The sequence below is a fragment of the Oceanobacter mangrovi genome, from assembly GCF_019740315.1.
Lineage (GTDB): Bacteria > Pseudomonadota > Gammaproteobacteria > Pseudomonadales > Oceanobacteraceae > Oceanobacter > Oceanobacter mangrovi.
The window spans coordinates 1-22429 of the sequence record NZ_JAHXZR010000017.1; the positions used below are offsets into that span (position 1 = coordinate 1).

Annotated in this window: 23 protein-coding genes, 3 tRNA genes and 1 pseudogene; 8 read left to right on the plus strand and 19 right to left on the minus strand. The window is 53.7% G+C overall.

Annotated features, from left to right (window positions below; genetic code table 11):
• A pseudogene (locus K6123_RS22615) lies at positions 1-200 on the plus strand (UDP-glucose 6-dehydrogenase); the annotation flags it as partial.
• A gap of 137 nt (positions 201-337) precedes the next feature.
• On the opposite strand, the gene K6123_RS22620 reads toward K6123_RS22615, so the two are convergent.
• From K6123_RS22620 to purM, 6 genes are all read right to left on the minus strand, one after another.
• A tRNA-Asn gene (locus K6123_RS22620) sits at positions 338-413 on the minus strand.
• Positions 414-474: 61 nt separating this feature from the next.
• Positions 475-550 (minus strand) — tRNA-Asn (locus tag K6123_RS22625).
• A 113-nt stretch (positions 551-663) separates the two neighbouring features.
• A complete protein-coding gene (gene dcd / locus K6123_RS22630; protein WP_221801851.1) occupies positions 664-1245 on the minus strand; it encodes a dCTP deaminase in 582 nt (193 codons plus the stop codon).
• A 26-nt stretch (positions 1246-1271) separates the two neighbouring features.
• On the minus strand, positions 1272-2018 hold the full coding sequence (locus tag K6123_RS22635; protein ID WP_221801852.1) for a DUF3108 domain-containing protein: 747 nt from the start codon (positions 2016-2018) through the stop codon (positions 1272-1274).
• A gap of 70 nt (positions 2019-2088) precedes the next feature.
• Positions 2089-2757 carry a phosphoribosylglycinamide formyltransferase gene (gene purN, locus K6123_RS22640; protein WP_425517722.1) on the minus strand — a complete coding sequence of 223 codons (669 nt, stop codon included), beginning with the start codon at positions 2755-2757 and terminating at the stop codon, positions 2089-2091.
• Entirely contained in the window at positions 2754-3806 is a 1053-nt protein-coding gene (gene purM / locus K6123_RS22645; RefSeq protein ID WP_221801853.1) for a phosphoribosylformylglycinamidine cyclo-ligase, read from the minus strand. The genes purN and purM overlap by 4 nt, the downstream gene beginning before the upstream one ends.
• Before the next feature lie 263 nt (positions 3807-4069).
• Between purM and K6123_RS22650 the strand changes: the two genes are divergently transcribed.
• Both K6123_RS22650 and hda read left to right on the plus strand, forming a co-directional pair.
• Complete coding sequence (locus K6123_RS22650; RefSeq protein WP_221801854.1) at positions 4070-5086, plus strand: DUF2066 domain-containing protein; 1017 nt, start codon at positions 4070-4072, stop codon at positions 5084-5086.
• A 1-nt stretch (position 5087) separates the two neighbouring features.
• Complete coding sequence (gene hda, locus K6123_RS22655) at positions 5088-5789, plus strand: DnaA regulatory inactivator Hda (protein WP_221801855.1); 702 nt, start codon at positions 5088-5090, stop codon at positions 5787-5789.
• A 161-nt stretch (positions 5790-5950) separates the two neighbouring features.
• On the opposite strand, the gene K6123_RS22660 is transcribed toward hda, so the two are convergent.
• Entirely contained in the window at positions 5951-7138 is a 1188-nt protein-coding gene (locus K6123_RS22660) for a pyridoxal phosphate-dependent aminotransferase (protein ID WP_343224026.1), read from the minus strand.
• A gap of 136 nt (positions 7139-7274) precedes the next feature.
• On the opposite strand from K6123_RS22660, the gene uvrB reads away from it, so the two are divergent.
• Both uvrB and K6123_RS22670 read left to right on the plus strand, forming a co-directional pair.
• The gene (gene uvrB, locus K6123_RS22665) at positions 7275-9308 is read left to right on the plus strand and encodes an excinuclease ABC subunit UvrB (RefSeq protein WP_221801857.1); all 2034 of its coding nucleotides are present in this window, start codon (positions 7275-7277) and stop codon (positions 9306-9308) included.
• A gap of 134 nt (positions 9309-9442) precedes the next feature.
• On the plus strand, positions 9443-10603 hold the full coding sequence (locus tag K6123_RS22670; protein ID WP_221801858.1) for an HD domain-containing phosphohydrolase: 1161 nt from the start codon (positions 9443-9445) through the stop codon (positions 10601-10603).
• 88 nt (positions 10604-10691) lie between these two features.
• Here K6123_RS22670 and K6123_RS22675 read toward each other — a convergent pair whose 3' ends face one another.
• On the minus strand, positions 10692-11489 hold the full coding sequence (locus tag K6123_RS22675; protein ID WP_221801859.1) for a class II aldolase/adducin family protein: 798 nt from the start codon (positions 11487-11489) through the stop codon (positions 10692-10694).
• Between the two features lie 198 nt (positions 11490-11687).
• Here K6123_RS22675 and K6123_RS22680 point away from each other — a divergent pair, with 198 nt between their 5' ends.
• A complete protein-coding gene (locus tag K6123_RS22680; RefSeq protein WP_221801861.1) occupies positions 11688-12644 on the plus strand; it encodes a LysR family transcriptional regulator in 957 nt (318 codons plus the stop codon).
• A 169-nt stretch (positions 12645-12813) separates the two neighbouring features.
• Positions 12814-12890, plus strand: a tRNA-Val gene (locus tag K6123_RS22685).
• 196 nt (positions 12891-13086) lie between these two features.
• Here K6123_RS22685 and K6123_RS22690 read toward each other — a convergent pair.
• The 9 genes from K6123_RS22690 to K6123_RS22730 form a co-directional block, all read right to left on the minus strand.
• Positions 13087-14205: a tyrosine-type recombinase/integrase gene (locus tag K6123_RS22690; protein ID WP_221801863.1), complete on the minus strand. Its 1119-nt coding sequence runs from the start codon at positions 14203-14205 to the stop codon at positions 13087-13089.
• A gap of 214 nt (positions 14206-14419) precedes the next feature.
• Complete coding sequence (locus K6123_RS22695; RefSeq protein ID WP_221801865.1) at positions 14420-15739, minus strand: hypothetical protein; 1320 nt, start codon at positions 15737-15739, stop codon at positions 14420-14422.
• A 10-nt stretch (positions 15740-15749) separates the two neighbouring features.
• A complete protein-coding gene (locus tag K6123_RS22700) occupies positions 15750-16979 on the minus strand; it encodes a zonular occludens toxin family protein (RefSeq protein ID WP_221801867.1) in 1230 nt (409 codons plus the stop codon).
• A gap of 127 nt (positions 16980-17106) precedes the next feature.
• Entirely contained in the window at positions 17107-17580 is a 474-nt protein-coding gene (locus K6123_RS22705; RefSeq protein ID WP_221801869.1) for a DUF2523 family protein, read from the minus strand.
• On the minus strand, positions 17577-18791 hold the full coding sequence (locus K6123_RS22710) for a hypothetical protein (RefSeq protein ID WP_221801871.1): 1215 nt from the start codon (positions 18789-18791) through the stop codon (positions 17577-17579). Before K6123_RS22710 ends, K6123_RS22705 begins: the two co-directional genes overlap by 4 nt.
• A 75-nt stretch (positions 18792-18866) precedes the next feature.
• Complete coding sequence (locus K6123_RS22715) at positions 18867-19100, minus strand: major capsid protein (RefSeq protein WP_221801873.1); 234 nt, start codon at positions 19098-19100, stop codon at positions 18867-18869.
• Positions 19101-19338: 238 nt separating this feature from the next.
• Complete coding sequence (locus K6123_RS22720) at positions 19339-19662, minus strand: hypothetical protein (RefSeq protein WP_221794612.1); 324 nt, start codon at positions 19660-19662, stop codon at positions 19339-19341.
• Between the two features lie 81 nt (positions 19663-19743).
• Positions 19744-20088: a hypothetical protein gene (locus K6123_RS22725; protein WP_221801875.1), complete on the minus strand. Its 345-nt coding sequence runs from the start codon at positions 20086-20088 to the stop codon at positions 19744-19746.
• A complete protein-coding gene (locus tag K6123_RS22730) occupies positions 20085-20336 on the minus strand; it encodes a hypothetical protein (protein WP_221801662.1) in 252 nt (83 codons plus the stop codon). The genes K6123_RS22725 and K6123_RS22730 overlap by 4 nt, the downstream gene beginning before the upstream one ends.
• A 172-nt stretch (positions 20337-20508) precedes the next feature.
• Here K6123_RS22730 and K6123_RS22735 point away from each other — a divergent pair, with 172 nt between their 5' ends.
• Positions 20509-20784 carry a hypothetical protein gene (locus K6123_RS22735; protein ID WP_221801877.1) on the plus strand — a complete coding sequence of 92 codons (276 nt, stop codon included), beginning with the start codon at positions 20509-20511 and terminating at the stop codon, positions 20782-20784.
• Positions 20785-20907: 123 nt separating this feature from the next.
• Here K6123_RS22735 and K6123_RS22740 read toward each other — a convergent pair whose 3' ends face one another.
• Positions 20908-21603: an SH3 domain-containing protein gene (locus K6123_RS22740; RefSeq protein WP_221801879.1), complete on the minus strand. Its 696-nt coding sequence runs from the start codon at positions 21601-21603 to the stop codon at positions 20908-20910.
• A gap of 493 nt (positions 21604-22096) precedes the next feature.
• Complete coding sequence (locus K6123_RS22745; RefSeq protein ID WP_221801881.1) at positions 22097-22363, minus strand: HNH endonuclease signature motif containing protein; 267 nt, start codon at positions 22361-22363, stop codon at positions 22097-22099.
• Positions 22364-22429: the final 66 nt, after the last annotated feature.

Sequence of the window (22429 nt, forward strand, 5' to 3'; positions counted from 1 at the left end):
AGCGCATCAAGGCCAAGGGCATCGAAGTCGTGGTGTACGAGCCGGTGATGGAAGAAGACGATTTCTTCAATTCACGGGTGATCAAGGATCTGCAGGAATTCAAACAGATTTCAGACGTGATTATTGCCAATCGCCTTAATGACGATCTGCGCGATGTGCAGGACAAGGTTTACACTCGTGACCTGTACGGCAGCGATTGAGCTTGCTGCCTGATTGACCGAATACCGAAGCCCGCCCAGTGCGGGTTTTCTTTTGGCTGTCAAACACTACGGTCCAAGCGCAGGCAGAAAAGCACAGGCAAAAAATCGTCGTAAGGAATAAGGCGTTGAAAGAGAAGTGGCTCCCCGAGCTGGACTTGAACCAGCGACCAATAGATTAACAGTCTACTGCTCTACCGACTGAGCTATCGGGGAACGTAATGTCAGGAGAACCCTGACCATGCCTGAAAGACTCAGGACTTGAATTTTTACTTGCTGGCTCCCCGAGCTGGACTTGAACCAGCGACCAATAGATTAACAGTCTACTGCTCTACCGACTGAGCTATCGGGGAACTTCATAAGCAAGTGGGGCGCATTATACGGAGCCACTTGCCGATGTCAACGCTGAATCCAAAAAATTATTGCTTATCAGTCACTTGGCTCTGCTTCGGGTATGAGAAGCAGATTAATCCTTGGCAATCCGGCTGAATACAGCGCCTTGCTGGCCCTTGTATTTGGCGTTCTCACGCTTGTTGTATGGCCGTTGGGCCGGGCTGCTGAGCATTTCAAACGACAGGGCACAGATCACCATGCCTGGGCGCAGAGCCAATGGCAGTTTGCCGTTGTTGTAGAACTCCAGCACGATCTGGCCATCCCAGCCTGGATCAATCCGGCCGGCAGTCAGATGTACCACCAGACCCAGACGCGCCAGTGAGCTTCGGCCGTCCAGCCAGCCAACTAGGTCGGCTGGAATATTGACGGATTCCATGGTGGCGCCCAGCACCAGTTCGCCCGGATGGATATACAGAGCTTCGTCTGGCGTAATTTCGATTTCCTTGCTCATGATGCGGTCGATGTTGCGTTCCAGCTGTTCGCGTTCACCGGACAGGTCGAGGTGAGTGGCGGAGTTATTGCTGAAAACCCGGAAGCGATGGTCGAGCCTGAGGTCTACGCTGATACCTGCAATTGCGTCGGCAGCAGGGGCGGGATTAATGCCAATAGAGCCTTCCAGAAGGCGTTGTTCAATATCGACGTCGCTCAGTCGCATAGTGTTTTCCAGAAATCGTGTGTGCGTCAGAGGGTAGTGCTTACCAGATCAATTTGGTACTGTTTTTTGCCTTTTTTACGGTCGACCAGCTTGATCATCAGATAGTTTTTCTCGCTTGCCAGCCAGGCCATAATTTCGCGCTTGTCGTCACGCAACTGGCGGATTTTGATGGTTTTTAGTGGGCCAATTCGAGTGTTGAGGGTTTCTTCCCCAACCACTTCAAAACGGTAATGACGCACCCGGTGTTTTTCAAATACCTGATAGTCCAGCTCTGGCTTGTTGTTGGCCAGATCGAGACTGATCTGGGCCATATAGGTCAGCTTGTCTTGCAGGTCATCGCGCCATTTGTCATCAAAGCTGCGGTTGTTGATGTTGTCCTGTACGGTGTGGTGCTGGTCGTCAAATACCAATAGCTGGTCATCTTCCTGAATCAGGCCGCTGGCCTTGTAATAATACTGGCGCGGGTGAATCTGGCCGTCTTGCAAAGTGAACCAGGAGGTTTCCTCGACGCTGGCGGCAGAAGCTCTGGCCTGAAAGGTCAGCTTCCATTGTGCCTCATCGACCTGCTCGAGGGTTTGCCGGGCCTTGATATCAAAGCTGAACCAGCCCCAGTCATATTGGCTGTCGTATTCGGCGCTGTAGGGGTACAGAGTGGCTGCTATGGAGCTAACGGGCTCAGCAACGGTTTCGTGAGACAGCGGTTGCTCTTCATTGGCGAGCGCGGCGGATGACAGCAGCAGGGTGGTATAAGCCAGACGGGAAAGAGTTCTCACAGCAATCCTCTCTGTGATGGGCGGGAAGCCCTGGCCACGAGCTCTGATGCCAGTAGCCAGCGATTCCGGGTTACTGGTTTGACAGTTGGAGTCCGGATTTCGGAATTGGTTTGCCGTCCAGTGTTGCAACACCGTTTTTCATCAGCAGGCGACCTTCGGTGCACCATTTGACGACGATGGGGTACAGCACGTGTTCCTGTTGCTGAACCTTGCGTTTGAGCGAATCGGCGTCGTCTTCAACATCAATGCTGACGACTGCCTGGGCAATCACCGGGCCGCCATCCAGCTCTTCGGTGACATAGTGAACCGAAACGCCATGTTCGCTGTCGCCAGCATCAATCGCACGTTGATGAGTATGCAGGCCATGATATTTGGGCAGCAGCGAAGGATGGATATTCACCATCCGGCCTTCATAACGACGTACAAAATCCGGCGTCAGGATGCGCATAAAGCCAGCCAGTACGACCAGATCCGGGGCGAAACCATCAATTGCCTTCATCATGGCGAAATCGAAATCTTCGCGGCTGGTGAAGTTCTTGTGATCGATCACCTCAACCGGCAGATCACGATCCTTGGCGTACTGAATGCCGGCGGCGTCGGGGCGATTACAAATCACCCCGGCTACCATGGCATCAATTTGACCAGCCTTGATCGCATCAGCAATCGCCAGCATGTTACTGCCGGTGCCTGAAATCAGGATCACAATGCGTGGCTGGTCAAGTGCTGCGTCAGTCATCATACAGTGCGGGCACCGGTGAATTCGACTGCGGCTTCGTCGGCAGACTTCTCGACAACGTCACCGATCATCCAGGCTTGTTCGCCTTCTGCATTCAGCAGGGCAATTGCCTGATCTGCCTTTCCTTCAGGCAGAGCGATGATCATGCCAACACCACAGTTGAAGGTGCGGAACATCTCAGCGGTAGCAACGTTACCAGCCTGTTGCAGCCATTCGAACACGGCTGGCCAGCGCCAGCTGTTGGTGTCGATGATGGCCTTGCAGTTTTCTGGCAGCACGCGCGGAATGTTTTCCTGGAAGCCACCACCGGTGATGTGCGACAGCGCGTGAATGTCTGATGCATTGATCAGTTGCAGCACGGGCTTGACGTAGATCTTGGTTGGCGCCATCAGGGCGTCAGCCAGCGGTACACCATCAACGTCCTGGGTCAGGTCGGCGTTGGATACTTCCAGAATCTTGCGGATCAGGGAGTAGCCATTGGAGTGTGGGCCACTGGAAGCCAGAGCGATCAGCTTGTCGCCAGCCTGAACCTTGCTGCCGTCGATGATGTCGGCTTTTTCGACAATACCAACGCAGAAACCGGCGAGGTCATAGTCTTCGCCTTCGTACATGCCTGGCATTTCAGCGGTTTCACCACCGACCAGGGCTGCACCGGCTTGTTCGCAGCCAGCGCCAATGCCGGACACTACGGCAGCAGCAACATCAACGTTGAGGTGGCCAGTAGCGTAGTAGTCGAGGAAGAACAGTGGTTCGGCACCAGCGACCACCAGGTCGTTAACGCACATGGCAACCAGATCAATACCAATGGTGTCGTGCTTGGCCAGATCCATTGCCAGACGCAACTTGGTACCTACACCGTCGGTGCCGGAGACCAGCACCGGCTGATGGTAACCTTGTGGCAGTTCGAACAGGGCGCCAAAACCACCGAGGCCGGCCATGACTTCCGGGCGGCGGGTACGTTTGGCAACATCCTTGATGCGTTCTACCAGTGCGTTACCGGCGTCGATGTCGACACCTGCGTCTTTATAGCTTAGGGATTTTGTTTCGGACATGCTGATTCACATGGTTGGCGGCGAATTAAGCGGCGTATTCTAACGAGTTGTCGCTGTTTCTTCACCTGCTGTGGCGAAAAAACTCGCGCCGGTTATTTAAGACAGGCGGAATTGTGGGATCAGGTCGGTAATTTTGATGGCGTCCGGGATAAGGATTTGGGTGTCTGCGCTGGCCGTGGCACAATGGCGCGCCTCAGTCTGCCGCTTATCGAGTTCATTGGCGGGCGGGGTGTTGAATGCTTCACCTAGATGGAAGACACAGGATGCTCCGAGTTCGTACTCTGGTTTTGGGCCTGGTTGGCTGGATGATGCTGGGTAGTGCAGCCCAGGCGTTGGTGGTTGACGGCTTGTATGACGTGGCGGTAACGGTGGAAGACCGTGCCGAACCTGCCCGTATGAACGCCTTGCCGCAGGCACTGGCAAATGTACTGGCGAAAGTTTCCGGTCGCGATATCAATAGTATTGAGCTTTCGGCGGCGGAGATTGCCAGTCAGTATCTGGAAGGTTTCCGATACAAAACCAATCTGACCGACGGCTCGCTGGAAATGGTTGCCAGTTTCAGTCGTTCGGCGGTGAATTCACTGTTGGCCAGCAATAGTTTGCCGGTGTTGGGCAATCATCGCCCGGATGTCATTCTATGGATCGGTTCCGAGTCTGGCGGTCGGCGAGAGCTGGTCAGTGAGGGTGCAGCGGCTGAACAACTGAAGCCTGCTTTTGATCATTTTGCCATTCCGGTGGTGTTCCCGACCGGAGACCTTGAAGACAGCCTGGCGCTGCCAGTCGGTCGTCTGTTTGGCCTGTTCCGCGATGACGTTCGTACTGCTTCTGCTCGTTATGGCACGGCTGCGATTGTCGCGGCGCGTCTGATGCCTTATGGCAAACGGTGGCGCGTTGATGGTTACCTCGAATACGGCCAGGATTCTCTCAATATTTCCGAACAGGGTGATACTGCCCAGGCTGCCATGCAACAGTTGGCCACAGCGGTGGCCGGTTATTTCTCTGGTCGCTTTGGGATTGTTGCCGCCAGTGGTCAGGAAGCGACCGGTGCTGAGCTGCTGTCGATCAGCCAGGTGAACGATTATGGTGACTATCAGGCGGTCATGAAGCTGATTGGCTCTGTGTCCGGCGTCAAGGATGTTGCCGTGAAATCGGTTCAGAAAGATGTGCTGACTCTGGCCATCAGCGTGCGGGCATCCTGGCAGCAGGTGTTGGCCAATATTCGTCTGGATCGACGCATCAAGGCTGCCACAGACTCGGATGTACTGGTCTGGAAGCCCTGATATGAGTAGTCCGCACCCTCAGTTGACCTTGTCGGTCAGTATTCGCGATGACGCCCGCATCGCCAATTTTTATCCCGGCCCGAATGAAGAAGTGATTCAGGCGGTGCAGCAGCAGTGGACGGTGTCTGGTGACCCGTATCTGTTTATCTGGGGTGAGCATGGCAGTGGCCGCAGTCACTTGTTGCAGGCGGCTTGTCACTACGCCGATGGCCTCGGTCATCGCAGTGTATACCTGCCACTGGAAGAACTGCATGGCTTCAGCCCGGAAGTGCTGGAGTCGCTGGAGCAGTATCCGTTGGTGGTGCTGGATGACCTTGATGCCGTGCTGGGTGATGATGCCTGGGAGCTGGCCTTGTTCCACCTGTTTAACCGGGTGCAGGACAACGAAGGTCATCTGATTATCGGCGCCAGCCAGTCGCCAAAATCCTTGCCGGTACAGCTGCCGGATTTGCAAAGCCGTTTGTTGTGGGGCGTCAGTTATCATCTGGAGTCGTTGCAGCCGGAAGAGCGGGCACTGGCGCTGGTATTGCGGGCGCGTCAGCGAGGTATCGCGCTGGCGGAAGACGTGGCGCGTTTTATCGTCACGCGTGGACCGCAGGAAATGGAAGGGTTGGCGAGCATTCTCGATCATCTGGATCGGGCATCATTGAGTCACCAGCGCAAGTTGACCATTCCGTTTGTGAAGGAAGAAATGGACTGGTGACAGTGGTGTTCTTCAGCAAGTCGTTTTGGGCTTGAGTGTCAGCTATCAGCCAGTTGGGCATCAATAATCAGCCAACGATCAGTCAATCAGTCAATCAGTCAGTCACAGCCAATAAAAAACCCGCCGCAGCGGGTTTTTTATTATTTTCGGTTCAGGCTGGATTATTCAGCCATTGCCTTGGCCAGACGGCTCACGGCATCCTGCAATTTTTCCATGCTGGTCGCGAACGACAGGCGCATGAAGCCAGGAGAACCAAAGGCGGAGCCTGGAACCATGGCAACGCCGGCTTCGTTGAGCATCTTCTCAGCGAATTCAACGTCGGTGCTGATACCAGCCTTGTCCATCGCTGCCTGGAAGCTCGGGAAGGCGTAGAAAGCGCCATCGCCTTCAATACATTCAACCCCTGGCAGTTCGTTGAGGGCTTTTACCAGCCAGTCGTGGCGCTTCTTGAATTCAACCAGCATTGGCTGAACACAATCGTTACCGCCGTTCAGGGCGGCTTCCGCCGCAACCTGGGAAATCGAGGTTGGGTTGGAAGTGCTCTGGGACTGGATTTTTTTCATTGCGCCAATCAGCTTGGCCGGGCCAGCGGCGTAACCGATGCGCCAGCCAGTCATGCTGAAGGCCTTGGAAACACCGTTCAGTACGATGGTGCGGTCGTACAGTTCAGGGCAAACATTCAGAATGTTGTTGAACTCGAAGTCGGCCCACCAGATCAGTTCGTACATGTCGTCAGTGGCGATCAGTACGTTTGGATACTTCAGCAGCACGTCAGCCAGCGCCTTCAGTTCAGCCGGGCTGTAGGCCTGACCGGACGGGTTGGATGGGCTGTTCAGTACCACCAGACGGGTCTTGTCGGTGATCGCCGCTTCCAGCTCGGCAGCGGTCATCTTGAAGCGGTTGTCCATGCTGGTTTCAACAATAACCGGCACGCCTTCACCCATGATCACCATGTCCGGGTAGGATACCCAGTAAGGTGCCGGGATAATCACTTCGTCGCCCGGGTTCAGCAGTGCCAGGGACAGGTTGAAGAAGCTCTGCTTACCACCACAGGACACCAGAATCTGATTTGGCTGGTAATCCAGGTTGTTGTCGTTTTTGAACTTCTTGATAATGGCCTGTTTGAGGGATGGCGTACCATCCACTGCGGTGTACTTGGTAAAACCTGCGGTGATAGCGTCCTGGGCAGCTTTTTTGATGTGCTCGGGAGTATCGAAGTCGGGTTCGCCGGCGCCCAGACCAATAATGTCTTTACCTTCCGCACGCAATTCAGCAGCACGGTTGGTGACTGCCAGCGTAGGAGAGGGTTTGATCTGTTGGACGCGTTGAGACAGTTGCAGATCCAAAATGTGTTCCTCAAAAACAGGCGGGATATGAAATGGTCGGGGCCGTCAGGCGAGAAGCAGATGTTGCACTTTATTGACAGTCCCGGATTTTTGTCAAACCGCGAGATCTTACAGAATTTACTGACCAACTGGAATCCCTATGAGCAAGACTTTTGAGCTCAGCTCCAAATATGCCCCGGCCGGGGATCAGCCCGAAGCCATCAAACAACTGGTGGCTGGTGTTAACGCAGGCTTGCTGAAACAGACCCTGCTGGGGGTAACGGGTTCCGGTAAAACCTACACCATGGCCAATGTTATTCAAGAGTGTCAGCGGCCAGCCATTATTATGGCTCATAACAAGACATTGGCAGCCCAGTTGTATGGTGAATTCAAGGAATTTTTCCCCAACAACGCGGTTGAGTATTTTGTTTCCTACTACGACTACTATCAGCCGGAAGCCTACGTGCCGTCGTCGGATACCTTTATCGACAAGGACGCCTCGGTCAACGAACACATTGAACAGATGCGGCTGTCGGCCACCAAGGCACTGATGGAACGTCGTGATGCCATTATCGTGGCAACCGTTTCGGCGATCTATGGTTTGGGTGATCCGGATTCCTACCTGAAAATGATGCTGCACGTCGTCCGTGGTGACCAGATTGACCAGCGCACGATTTTGCGACGGCTGGCCGAGCTGCAATACACCCGCAACGACGCCGATTTCCATCGCGGTACCTACCGGGTGCGTGGCGAAATCATTGATGTTTTCCCGGCTGAAAGTGACGACGAAGCGATTCGTATTGAACTGTTTGATGACGAAGTTGAACAGCTCAGCAGCTTTGATCCGCTCACCGGTGAGGTTTACAACAAGCTGGCGCGGGTGACGATTTACCCGAAAACCCACTATGTGACACCGCGCCAGCGGATTCTCGATGCCATTGACGGTATCAAGGTTGAACTGGACGAACGACTGGAATATTACCGCGACAACAATTTGCTGGTTGAAGCCCAGAGGCTCGACCAGCGCACCCGCTACGATATCGAAATGATGCAGGAGCTGGGTTATTGCTCCGGTATCGAAAACTATTCCCGTTATTTGTCTGGCCGTGAAGCCGGTGCGCCGCCACCAACCCTGTTTGACTACATTCCCAACGACGCGCTGGTGTTTGTCGACGAATCCCACGTCACCATTCCACAGATCGGCGGCATGTATCGCGGTGACCGCTCGCGCAAGGAAACCCTGGTGCAATTTGGTTTCCGCTTGCCGTCAGCGCTGGATAACCGGCCGATGCGGTTTGAAGAATGGGAAGCCATTGTGCCGCAGTGCATTTTTGTATCCGCGACCCCGGGCAACTACGAAAAAGAGCATCAGGACAATGTGGTTGAGCAGGTGGTTCGGCCAACCGGCCTGGTTGATCCTGTGATTGAGATTCGCCCGGCCACCGGCCAGGTGGATGATGTGCTGCACGAACTGCAGCTGCGGGTCGCCAAGGGCGAACGGGTGCTGATTACCGTGTTGACCAAACGGATGGCGGAAGACCTCACCGACTTCCTGACGGAGCAACAGGTGCGGGTGCGTTATCTGCACTCCGACATCGACACGGTTGAGCGGGTTGAGATTATTCGTGACCTGCGCCTTGGTGAGTTCGATGTGCTGGTAGGGATCAACCTGCTGCGGGAAGGTCTGGATATTCCGGAAGTCTCGCTGGTTGCCATCTTTGATGCCGACAAGGAAGGCTTTTTGCGTTCCGAACGCTCGCTGATCCAGACCATTGGCCGGGCCGCTCGTAACCTCCACGGCACAGCGATTCTGTATGCCGACAACATGACCGACTCGATGCGCAAGGCCATCGACGAAACCGAACGCCGTCGGGCCAAACAAATCGCCTTCAACGAAGAGCATGGCATCACCCCGCAAGGCATCAAAAAGTCGGTCGAGGATATTCTCGAAGCCGCCGCGGCGCCGGGCAGCAAGCGTGGCAAAGGCAAGGGCCGCAATCGCAAGGTGGCTGAAGACAGCGCGGCTTATGGAGAAACCGACTGGCGCAAACTGCCAGCCACTGAACTGGCGAAAAAAGTGGCGGAAGTTGAAGACCGCATGTTCAAGGCTGCCCGCGATCTGGAATTCGAAACCGCTGCCAAGTTGCGTGACCAACTGCATGAAATGAAAGAACAGCTGATCAGTAACAGCTGATGCTCATCTTGCCGTGATGACAGTCACCGGAGCGACCAAACGGCCGATTCGGTGGCGTCTTCACACCCCAAAAATCATCTATGCTTCTTACAGATCTGTCACGAGCAGGGAGAGGATCTGGTTTGGAACACAGCATGAAAACCGCCAATGATGAGGCTCATTACCTGGCCAGCAGTGACTCGCTCACCGGACGCCTGTCGCATATCCACACGACCATCGGCAAACGTCATCCCGCTGTCGATCGGGTCGCCTGTGCGCTGTACGACAGCAAAACCGATCTGCTGAAAACCTTCTTCAACAGCACCCTCACAGGTGATCCGATCAAGGCCTATGACTTTCCGCTGGCCAATAGCCAGTCCTTGTCTGAGCTGGCACACAGTGGCGATTGCCGGGCGATTGACCTGATTACCGACGCGATTGCGCCAGGCCGTGGCCATTCGGACTGGGTAAGGGAGCAGGGCTATCGTTCGTCTTTCACCGTGCCAATGAAAAATGGCAACCAGCTGCTTGGTTTTATCTTTTTCGACAGCTTTGAGCCGGGCATGTTTGAAGACAGAGTGCAGCGGGATCTGCTGCTGTACTGCAACCTCATCACCATGGCGGTGGTATCGGAACTCAACGCGGTTGCCTGCCTGATGGCGACCGTACAGGCGGCGCGGGAATTTGTTGGCCTGCGGGATTTTGAAACCGGCGCACACCTGAACCGCATGGCCAGAATCTCACACCTGATCGCCCGTGGTGTGGCCGAGCATTACCAGCTCGACGACGAATTTGTTGAACACATCTATCTGTTCGCACCGCTGCATGACATCGGCAAGATCGGCATTCCGGATCGTATTCTGCTGAAAGTGGGCAAGCTGGAACCCGACGAATGGGAAATCATGAAATCCCATGTAATAGAAGGTGAACGCATTCTGCACACCGTGCTGGAAGGCTATCAGCTCGGCAACATGATGGACTCCCGCATGATGATCAACATCGTCTCCGGCCATCACGAACTCCTTGATGGCAGTGGTTATCCAAAACGCCTGATGGGAGAGCATATTCCCATTGAAGCGCGCATCGTCACCGTTGCTGACATCTTTGACGCGCTGACCAGCGAACGCCCCTACAAACACCCCTGGCCGATTGACGAAGCAATCAATGAACTCCAGCGCATGGTTGCTGCTGGCAAACTCGATGGGCATTGCGTCAATGCGCTGGTAAACCAGCGGGCTGAGGCCGAACACATAGTCACCACTATTCGGGATGCCGCAGAACGCGGCGACACTGATGTGGGTTCAGAGGAAACCTGACTCAGAATAACGAGTGTTAGAGAGTGAAAAATGGCCGCGTAGATCTAACTGCCCGGCCATTTTTGTTTTAGCGCCAGCAGCGAATTTATTACAGCTTCCAGCCCGGATCTTTCCGATCAATCAGGCGCAGCAGCGCAGGCCATTCTGGATGGCGAACGCTGGCATTAGCCTGGGCTTCACCGCCTTCAAACTGCTGGCGGGTTTTGGTCATCACCTCATTGGGAATCCGGTTCAGCTGCCCGGCCGCCATGGCCCGTAATTGCACCTCGGCATTCTGGATAAACGCCAAGTGACGCACAAACGCCCACACGCAATCCGGCCCGGCAGTAATCAAACCGTGGTTTTTCAGCACCAGCGTATGATTGGTTTCAGCCATCGCCTTGACGATGCGTGGGCCTTCCGAACCATCCAGCACGATGCCTTCAAAGTCGTGATAACCAACCCGCTGATAGAACTGGCAGCCCTCCTGGGTCAGTGGTACGACTTCTTCGGTAATCGCCGCAAGCGCCTGACTGATCGGCTCATGGGTGTGCAACACTGCGTGCAGGTCCGGGCGGGCGCGGTGAATGGTGGAATGAATCAGAAACCCGGCCTTGTTCACCGGCCAGTCCGTCTCGCTGATTGCATTGCCATCCAGATCAATACGAATCAGATCGGACGCCCGAATCTCGTCATAACGCATCCCGAATGGATTGATCAGCACGTGATCCGTACCCGGAATCCGACGGCTGATATGGTTGTAAACCACCGCCGTCCAGCCGTAGTGGTGTACCAGCCGATAAGTCGCCGCCAGCTCCAGCCGCACCTGCCATTCTTCATCTGCCATCCCGGCCGGAGCCGCTGGCAGCTCAATCTGAAAACGTTCGCTGTTAAAAGACAGGCTCATAAAATCTCCGCTGCACTCAGTGAATTGTTGTTGTCGTTGTTCTGCTGGTTGTTCTTGTTGTTGCTCTTATCGTTGTTCTTATAGTGGTTGCTTATGTTGATCGCACCACTCGCAAAGCAATGGAGAAAGCCTAACGGCCCAAGTAAGATAGAACCAATCAATGCTATTTCTAATAAAAATAGAAAGTGTCTATATTTTATGGCCAACATCGACCTCAACCTGATCCGCACCTTTGTGGTCTTGTATGAAACCCGCAGCGTTACCCAGTGCGCCGAAAAACTCTTTATTACCCAACCATCCGTTAGTTACGCGCTGGGCAAGCTGCGCGAGCTGTTCAATGACCGGCTGTTTGTACGTACCAAAGGCGGCATGGAACCCACCAGTGTGGCGACCCAGCTGTACGACAGTTTCAGCCAGTCACTGAACCAGATTGAACATACGGTAGAGAGAGTGCGGGAATTTGATGCCGTGGTATCAGAACGGCAATTCACCATCGCCCTGACCGACCTGGGCGAGATATCCCAACTGCCGCTGATCTTCGGGCAACTGCAGGCTAGGGCACCCAACGTCAAGCTCAAGGTGGTGTCCATTGAAATCGACAAACTGGTTGACTGGCTGGCCAGTGGCAAGGTCGACGCCGGGATATGCAGCACTCGCATCAGCGACCGTCAGATCAAACGACGAGTATTGTGCAACGACCAGTACGTCTGCCTCGCCAGCGGCAACAGCCAGATCGAACAACTGACGTTAGAAACATTTACGAACGCCCGTCATATACAGATCAGCCGGGCATTGGGACATGGAATTGCCGAGGAAGTCATGGCCGAACTCGGCATCGAACGCGATGTTTACCTGTCACTGCCACACTTCACCGGTTTGCCCCATGTGCTGTCAGCCAATCAACCTGCTGCTGGCGGAACTGAACAGGATTCGGATGGAAGGGAACTGGATCCGACAGCTAACGAACTGCTCGCTATCGTCCCCAAAGGCATCGCCCGATCCTACCAGCGCGACCACGGCCTTAAATGGTTCCCGCTGCCATTCGACGTGCCAGCAATCGAAATCGGACTCTACTGGTCTGCCCGTACAGACGACTCTCCATCACAACAGTGGTTTCTCGATGCCGTGACCGAAGCCCTGCAGGGCGGCTGGTGACGTGAGAACAGGGTTATCTCCGGCGTAGGGTCCCGGCATGCCGGGACAACATGTGCAGTTCTAGAAATCATCCGCCCCTCGATCACCACTAATCTACTGAAAAATTTACACTTTTCTCGAAAAACTGCTTGCACAAGAAAATGGATCTGAATAATATGCGTCGCACTTCAGGACTATAGCTCAGTTGGTTAGAGCGCTACCTTGACATGGTAGAGGTCCCCAGTTCGAATCTGGGTAGTCCTACCAAGAATTCCTATACAAATCAGCCGCTTACGAGCGGCTTTTTTGTGCCTGTTAGTCTGGTTTCCGGTGAGTTGGCAAATCGTTGTCAATTCGTTGGCAATATACAGTAGTTTTTTGCCGCTCTTTGCCCGTTCTATTTTCGTCACTAATCGTTTAACCAGGTAACGGGGATTGTTCCAGCTTTGGACCTTTTCGCGGTTCACAAGATGGTTTTCAGTGACAGGCCAGCTTCTACTTCTACCCACTTTTTCCCGTGACCGGTCTGGTAGTGTTCGGTCATCTTTGGATCGGCATGCGCCATCAACCTTTGTACGTAATCCCGGCTGAAGCCGGCCTTTTCGTAAAGGTGCGAGCCTAAGGCTCTGATTTCGTGAAAGGTTGGCCGTTGTTCGCTGGGGATGCTCTGAAAGGTGTCCAGGGAATCCCGCAGCTTTCTGAATTCAGCGGTGAATGTGTTGGGAGCGAATTGCGTCCAGTGGTCGGTGTCTTTGTTTGGCTTCGCCCGGATCGGGCGGCGGTGAACCAGGTAGGGACTGGCTACGCCGCTTCTCCGCGCTCTGGAAATAATGCTTTCCAGTTCGGGGGTGAGGGCAATCCGCAGGTGTGCCCATTCATGCTCTTTGGACTTTTCTCGGACGATCCACAGAGCGCCGTCGTGTATGTCCGCGAATTTGGCGTGTGTGATTTCCCAGCGGCCCAGCAGGGTCAGTAATGCCAGTTCCATGGCGATTTTCAGCCACTCTGGGGCTGCTTGGTGCAGGATTTTGTATTGTTCGACCGTCATTCGCTGGCGCTCTTTCTGGTCTGGTGTGCTGGCGTAGGTGATTTCGGCTGGGTTGGTTTCTCTGATGCCTTTTACGATGGCGTAACGGAACAGTTCAACCAGGGTGGTGCGGTGCTTGATGTACGGGTTGCGACTGAAGTTCGCGTCCAGGTAATCGGCGCAGTCTTTGACGGTAAATGACCGGACTGGGCGGCTTCCAAGGTCTTGCTCCAGTCGGTTCAGGCGGTAGTGATAGGCTTGAAGGGTGCCTGCTGCTGCCTTTTTCTGGCTTATAACGTCTGTTCGATAACGGGCGACCAATTCCGCAAAGGGTATGTCACCGTGGGCGAGTACCTTGGCGGCCAGGTCTTCGTCATCTGGCAACAGTTTGGCGTTGAGTATGCGGGCGGCTGCGTTTGCTTTAGCCAGGTTGGTTCCCATGCTGTGAAGTTGGCCGGTCAGCGGGTGCTTGTACCTGTAATAGGTACGCCCCTTTGACTGGTTTTTGTAGAGGTTGGGTTCCAATCCTCTATGGACTCTCATTCGTGGGGCCATCAACTTGCCTTAAGGACTGCATCAACCAGTTCGTTGCCGGTCATCATGACTTCTTCCCGTACGCAAACGAACCACTTACCGCCAATGCGCTTGGCGGGGACGTGACCATCCTTGCACCACCGCACGGCGGTTGAGTGCGACGGGCGGCTGTCTTCAGTGAAGCGAGTTGTGCGCCATTCGGCAAGGGCCATGAGCTGGGGAAGGGGAGCTTGGTTCATGCAGCGACCCCCTCTAACCGGTGGTCTCGCATTTTGTCGGTGACGAACTCCAGCAGGGTGTGAACGAGTTCTTCATGATAGCCGTAGGTGAAAATTCCGAAGTAATCGGCCAGGTCAGAGTCCAGGCCGCTTTTCATGAGTTGATTGACGACGTAATCGGGCTTGAGGCCTTTCCTTGCACTCAACTTCATGACGTTGCCGAGCCACATGGCGACGTTCCGTCGGCTGGGGCCGTCAGCGCTTTTTTTTTGAGATCGTTTGTAAATCCAGCCGTCGCTGCCATCGAGGAAGGCAAAGCGGACGTCTTCGGCGATCTTCTGCCAGATGGGGTGCAGATAGGTGGCGGAGTGTTGCAACCGGTAGGCGTTGAGGCAGTAGTCCCACAGGGCCTGCAGGTGTTTGATCAGGTCGGCAGGCTCCCGGATCGACAGCTGTTTACCACTGCCGTTGACGCTGCCGTTTTCAAACTCGCGAATGATGGAATGGTGAATCCGAAACTCTAACCGCTTGACCTGATCGGCTTCGTTGCCGTCGGAGCCGTCGCGGTATTCGGTGGTGAGGACGTCCTCAATGGAGGGCGTCCGCATCCATAGCCCTTCACAGAAAGCCAGCTTGTCTGACTTCAGGGCTTCGAGGGTTTTGTCATACAGACACATTTGAATGGAGGTGGGCGACCCGAACATAAAGGTCTCATTCTTACCGTAGGTAACGGCCATTTCTGAGATGGTGTGATTGCTGATGTCGGCAATGCCGTGGGCTTTGTAGGATCTTCTGGAATGGGTGACTAACTTGCGTTCGAAGTCTTCCGGCAGCTCCAGCCCCTTCATATCCACCGCCAGGTGCACGGCCAGTCCATTGGCTTCGATGGTCTCGCCAAACAGGTTGGCGATTTCACGGAGCCACTTGGTCAAGCGTTGCGGGCCCAGGCGGTCGATGATTTGCGGGGTGGCTTCGATTTTGATGTGGGGGCCGCGCTGATCGGCTTCCTTGTACATGGATTTGACCAGTACCACGGCCCCCAGCTCTAAATTCTTGAAGATGAATTTATAGCCGGACTTCTTACCGGAGCTGGTCAGCTTCCATTCATAGCCGCCGATGTCGATCACGTCGCTGTCGCTGGTTTCGTAATGACGGGCAATGGCCGGCAGCAGATCGGCGCGGAGGTTACAGATATACAGCTGGCGGATGCTATCAATACCGGCCCACAGGAACCGCATGCCGGAGAGGTCATATTCAATCCGTTCGGATTTGAAGATGTCGGTTCCTGCGTCCAGGTCTTTGATGCGCTCCATGGCTTTAGATTCATATCGGGGCATGGTCGTGTCCTTACATTTGTACGGCGGTTTGCAGGAGAGGTTTGTCTTCGGTGTCGCTGTTCTGGGTGCTTTCTTCGCGGTTGCCGCGATTGATGGGGCCGGTGTAACTGGCGACGGTTTGCCCCTTGAAGTAGCAAATCCATTCGTCAGTGACCCGGTCTTTGAAGCAGGCGCGCTTGAGCGGCAGCACGTAGGTGCGCCAGACGTCAGAGACGATGGCGACCTCTTTGCTGCCTTCAATCACACCGGAAAGCCAATACTCTTTGGAGGGCGGCAGATCGTAGACGTCTGGATCATTGAAGTAGGGATTTTTGCGGCGGAATTCGGCGCGTAGTTGGCCTTCTGTCAGACCAGAAACAGTCTCAGGCCCAGTCTGATGACCAGGCCGACTATTATCATGGTGATCAGTAGTGCCAATACTTTGCCCAGGAGGCGCAGGAGTAACCGGCTTGTCAGGCGAAAACCGCTCAATAGCAGATCCCAGCATCGAGAAGAAAAAAACGATAGCGACGCTGCCAACCAGGAGGAGCAATCTAACGCGGTTATCAGCAAAGATACTTTTACCTTCGTTAGACTTCTTAGCCTTGCCGGTGGCGGTGCTTTGGTAGCAGTTGAAGACTCGTTGGTCTGCACTGTATTGGACTGGGCGTCCGATACAGTGACTAGAGGATTTACCGCTGGCTTCTGCATCATGTTTGAACTCAATCCATTTGTTTTTGTACCAGGGCAAGACCCCGGACAGGTCTCGATGGCGATAGGCGTACTCCACCACCGCGCGAACCTCTTTGTGGATCTTCGTCACGTTGGTGGTTGAGATATAAATATCCCAGTTCATATGGCGGTGCTGGTCGAAGGCGTTTTCAACGTTGAAGGGCCGTTGAATGCCGCTTTCGAGGACTTCTTTTTCATCTTCTGGGGTGTCGAACTCGCCCAGGGAGCGTAACCGGGTTGGGTACACTCGCTGGCCTTCGTCCATGACGATCAGGGCGCCCATGGGGGCCCACTGGAAGAAGGCGGCCATATGCCGGAAGCCTTCTTCACTGTCATGTTTGACGGCCATGAGTTTGGCCTCTGGGGGGAATTCCAATCCCATGGCCTTGGCGATCCGCGGCACGGAATCCAGCCCGCGGATGTTGTGGCAGACGGTGCGACCCTTCAGGAGTGCCGGAACGATCACCCGCTGAATCAGAGCAAAGGTTTTATAGGAGCCAGGCGGCCCGTGGTGGATCACGGCTGTCATTGCGCTGGCCTCCTGATCATCCATACCAGGATGATCACGACGGACAACGAAGACCCGCCGAGCAAAAAGCCCATCCAGAAAACAAGATCCAATGCTTCAACAAGCTGATTCAGTTCGGCAGTGGTCATCAGAACAGATCCAATATGAAACGGGTGATATAGGCGGAGAACAACATACTGAGAGCATCGGGAATGCGCAGGTAATACAGCATTGCGGCCGTGCGGCTATCGAGTCCGCTGATGGCAGACTTGATGTTTTCGGTAATGGAGAGCGATGCAACCAGAACGTCAGCGATGCTGGCGGCCATGGATATCATCGAAATCTTGAGTTCCAGATACCAAAGGAAGATCCATACCTGTATGCGTTCCAATACGGTGTCGGCGGTCTTGTAGATCCCGTCGCCAAGCCAGTCCACGGTGTACTGGAAGAAATCAACCACGCTGGTTGTTTCTTCTTCGGTGGTGTCGTCTGCCAAAGCAAAGGCAGAGATCAACATCAAGGCAATCACCAGAAGGGCGCGGCCGCTGATGCTGGCCAGTGGCTGTCGAGGCTTCCAGATCGGGGCGGGGGAAAGGGCGTGATCAGGTATCAGGGTGATCATTTGTTGCTGCCTCCAAAAATGATCATGGCGGACATGACGGTAGCCATAAACATGACGATGGCGGGGAGCAGGTCGAACAGGCCGGAGAAGCGCGCCAGGCCAAAGTCCACGGTGCCACCCATCACGGTCTGTTTGTCTTCATAGAAGGGGTTGTCGGCGCTGCTGCCAAAATCAAAGTAGTCCTTGAACTGCTCGGACAGGTCTTCGAGCGATTCCAGGTATTTGGTTTTGGCTTGCTCTACTTTTTCTTCGTTGGAATCGAAGTCGTCTTGCGTGAACTCACCATCACCAACGTTGACGTCGGTGTCTTCGTCGGCACCGCCACTGCTGCTGTCGTCATCTTCAGTGGGGTCTGGTGTGGTGGTCGTAGAATCACCGCTGTCTTCGGTGTCGGTGTCACCGGTTTCGTCTTCTTCGTCGTTGGTTTCCGAGCCGGAACCAGAATCTGAGCAATATTCGGGAGTGGTGTCACAGTCAAAGCTGATGTCACCTTCTTGGGTTACGGCATCGCCGTTTTCGTCGTAACAGATATAGGAAATGCTGTAACTGGTGCCGTCTTCGGCGTACTCGTAGGCGGTATAACAGGAGTTGTTGCCCTCATCACGGCCAACATACTGGAAATCATCAGTGGACTCGGGACAGGCATCGCAGTGGCCGGACTCTTCGGCAACGGTGGACTGGCCGCGATCGTAGTCACTATCGGCGTCAGTACACTGGTGAACGGTGCCAACACCGCTTTCACTGGTCAGGCCACTGGCCGCATTGGAGCAGTAGGAGCTACAAAGCTTGGTGCTTTTGATGGTGAAGGTTAGACCGTTATAGGTCTCACATTCCTTTGTTTCATCCCCGCAATAACCATCGGCGCTGATGTTTTCGGTATAGCAACCATCCTCGCCGCTGTCGTCGCTGGCATTGGTGGCGCAGTTGGCATTGGATACATAGGGGATTTTACAAGTCCCGACTGTGCCACCACTGCCGCTGGACCAGTACGGTTCACCAACTTTGTAACCACTGGACTTCAGATTAGAAATGATAGTTTGAACGCCAGAATAGCTGGGGCAATTTTCAGCGGTTGTCAGCTTCTCGGTGTTTGTCAGGGTATTGCGATAACCAAACGGACACTGTTCAGCGAGGGATGTAGCACTGGCGACTGGAGACCAGAGTCCCAGCGCCAGCAGGCAGAGCAGGGAAAGAGCGTGCAGGGCTTTCATGAGATGCGCCCGGTGTAATAACCCATGATGAACGAGCCAACCAGGGCACATGCGAGTATTACACCGAGCAACATATCAGGACTTACGCAGCAGGCTGACGACGTAGCCGAAGCCCACCATCACGGCGACGATACCCACGATGCCAGCCACGACGGTTGTCACGGCGCTGTTGCCATCGGAGATGGCAGTTGAAACATCAGTGATATCAATTGCAAACGCGCCGGAAGACGCTGCCATGGTGGCAGTACCCAGGGCGACTGCGGCGGCTTTTTGAGCAACGGCGCGGCCGTTTTGAATCAGTTTTTTCATAGAGAGTTACCTCATTAAGTACGGTTCAGAAGTTTGATAACAACACCGGCCACGTGGCCGGTGACGAACGAGAGGAGCAGGCCAGTGACCACAACTCCAAACACGTCAGCGTCAAAACTGGTGATATTGACGGCTGACTCTAATGATTCGTAACTGACCTCAGTCCAGGCGGAGCAGCTGACGTAACCTGCTTCGTTGTACTGGGGGGAGTCACAAATCAGAAGGCTTGCCATGGCTGTTAGCCAGCCTTGGCGGGTGCTGTGGCGGTTTTACTGCCAGTGCTGCTGCCGTTGTCATCCTTGGCAATGGCGATGCAGCTCTGTTGAATGGTGTTTTTGGATACCCGGTTTTGAACAACCAGGTTCACTTTTTTGGGGAAGTCACTCAGTTGGTCGGTGAGTTCCTGAAAGACGGTGAGGTTGGCTTTCAGCTTGGCCGGACGGTAACCCTTGAGGCTGTTGTCTGACGGATCAGCTTCCATGACGGAGAGGGAAACGTGGTCAACGCCGTCAATGTGGTAGTGGTTAGCCCCCAGTACCAGGGCAGGCATGATGAATTGCATGGTGGTGTTCCTCTTGTGACCCCTAGGGTGGTCTTGAGCCCGGCGCGGGGTGTGGAGCCGGGCGGGTTTGGGTTTGTTGGTTCAGGACTTTTGGCGTTTACCAAAGGAATAGGCGAACGCTTCGGATTCGAGTTCTTCTATCTCTCTATCCGAGAGCGTTGGAATTGGTTGGCTGGGCCATTCCCATTCAGCAGCACCGTCGTAGTCGTTGCCGCCGGTGGCGATCATGACCAAACCGTTGTAATGAACAGCAACGGTTCCGGGTTTCCATGATTTGGCGAAAGGTTCATAGCCACTCCAGCCACAGACTTCGTTGCCGTAAACGAGCACGAAGCCTTTGCTGTAGTCGATTGCTGGATTATCGGCATTGGCCAGGCGATGCTCTTCGGCAATAGCCTTTTCGCGTTTGAAGCTTTTCATGTTCATGAGGCCACCATGAAACGCTGCATGCGCTGTTCGTTCAGTTCGGTGCGGATCATGAAAGCGAAGGCTTTCATTTCCTTGGGGTCGACTTCGGCAGTGATCTGCCAGATCAGGTAACGGACGGCCAGTTCTGGCAACAGGACGGAGTCGTCCCGGAAGCAGGCGCGATACTCGTTAAGGGCATCACAGGGGAGTGGTGGTACCAGTTCGGCTTGAACCGGAATGGGCGGGTGAACGGTGGCGTATGGCATTTTGGTGGCCCCTTGCCTTTCCACGCTGCCGGGTTAGCGGCAGTTCGTGGTAGGCTGCTGGTTGGGTTTAACAATTCGTTGTTGGGTGTTGCAGCACCCAGCAGCAACAGAATAGGGCTATTGAACATTATGTGCAATCAAGTACGCATAATGTTTAATTGAAATTGACTATATGGAAACTACTGTTGATAGGTTCTTGGCCCTTTGGGCTGAAGAAAGGCTGTCAGCCCCATGGCTAGAAGAAAAAACAGGAGTAGAGGCAAAACGCTGGTACAGCATCAAGCAACGGAAGGTAATGAGAACCAGCGAGCTAGAAGCGTTGCATGCGCTTTTTCCGGAATACAAGGTTTGGCTATCGACGGGAGATGAATTCCCAGAGGCAGGCCAGATCAGTCCCATGACTAAGCGGGAGCAGCAGAACTACAAGACACCGCCGAAGGTCGGTTAACTGCTTTTCGTATCGCGACTGGATGGAAGCCCCGCGCAATACGACATGGAGGTTGTAATGAAGATACTCAATAAAGGCCCTGTTCTGGGCCTTTTCATTGTAAGGATGGGTCAGTGGTCAAGATCAATTTCCAAGCAGAGGCTTAGATATTGTTCCCTTTTGAAGCTGGCTATCTAAAACCCAACCATCGAATGACTTGTGTTGAACCCTTCGCCATTCGCCCATGAGTTGAACACTTAAAACTCGATCACCTTTCCGTAACGTGTAGATTAATTGAGATTCAGTATTTGGATACTGTCTCAGCTGAGCCACAACTGCTGACACAACTAAGGCATCCCCTTTAGAAGGGATTATAAGGGATGGTTGTTCTGAAGCAGGCTGCTTGGGTTGAACAACCACAAGGTAGTCTAAACTACCCCAGCCTGACTTGCCGTTATGGGTCGTTCTAACCCATTGTCCTGACTTGTAATCCGTCTGAATTACTGTCCCTTTTGGTAAAGTAAATTGAACAGGGGTTTTGGAAGATGGAGATTCTCTAAAATTCAACGAAGTTGCGTTAACCAAGTAAGACTTTTGTTCAACCTCAACCGTAAACTTCGGAGTTTGAGTAGTACTTGGAGAGGAATAGCCAGGAGTTGAATACTTGGGAGATGAGTAGTTTGGAGTGGAGTAGGTACCGATCCTGCAGACCTTGCTCGCAGATATACAGGAGTTTCCGCATGGAATCCCTTTCTTACAGTTTTTTGAATAACTAGTCGAGGGAGAGAAGACAGCGATGACAGCCAAAAGAGCGATAAGTATTTTAAATTTGCTTCCCATTGTTGCTCCTGTCCGAGAAAGCGTTCTCGATTTGCTGAATTCTAAGGACGCATCCGAGTTGCAGGGCAGAAATAGTCTGCACACTGCTCAGCGATCACAGAATACTTCGATTTGTCTTCATACATTCGACAGCTTGCTTTAAAAACTCTTTGAGCATGCGCTCTGCAGTCCCGATACTTCAGCGATCCTTCCTTGTACTTGTAGCAGACGGTGTCCAGGAGGATGGTTGCGGTTTTTTTCTTGTATTTCCAGTTAACGGGAGGGCAGTCCCGCCCCACAGAAGGGCATTCCACTTTTGCCTGAGGGCAAAGTTTGTCTGTGAATGGAGTACTGTAAGCCGACGCTGATAGCGATAAGCCGCACAGCAAGAGAATGAAGAGAAGGCGTTGAAGGGGAGCTTTCAGTAACTTGACCATATCGCTACATCCGTGAGCTGTTAACGGGGACAAGTTACAGGATTGTCAGATAGATGTCAGGCATTATTAATGCCAGGTCAGTTTTGTCTGTTGTTTTTCCAATACAGGGGGCGAAGGTTATCAACCTCATCACTTCCACCCAGGGGGCGTGGAATAATATGGCTAATCTCCCAGCCTGATGGGCTAAGTTGATTAGCATGGTCAGAATATCTCATAACATTGCCATATTCATCCCACCGCCACTCATCGGGATCAAAGCAACGACCATCCTGATAAATCTTCCGACCTTTATCCCAAACTGCACGCTTAAACCTTTCATCCGCGTTTTTAAAGTAATAGAACATAGCGAATAACAATTTTAGAAAGACTTTAAAAGTCTAGTTCAAAAGTTACTGTTGGCAAGGTTGCTC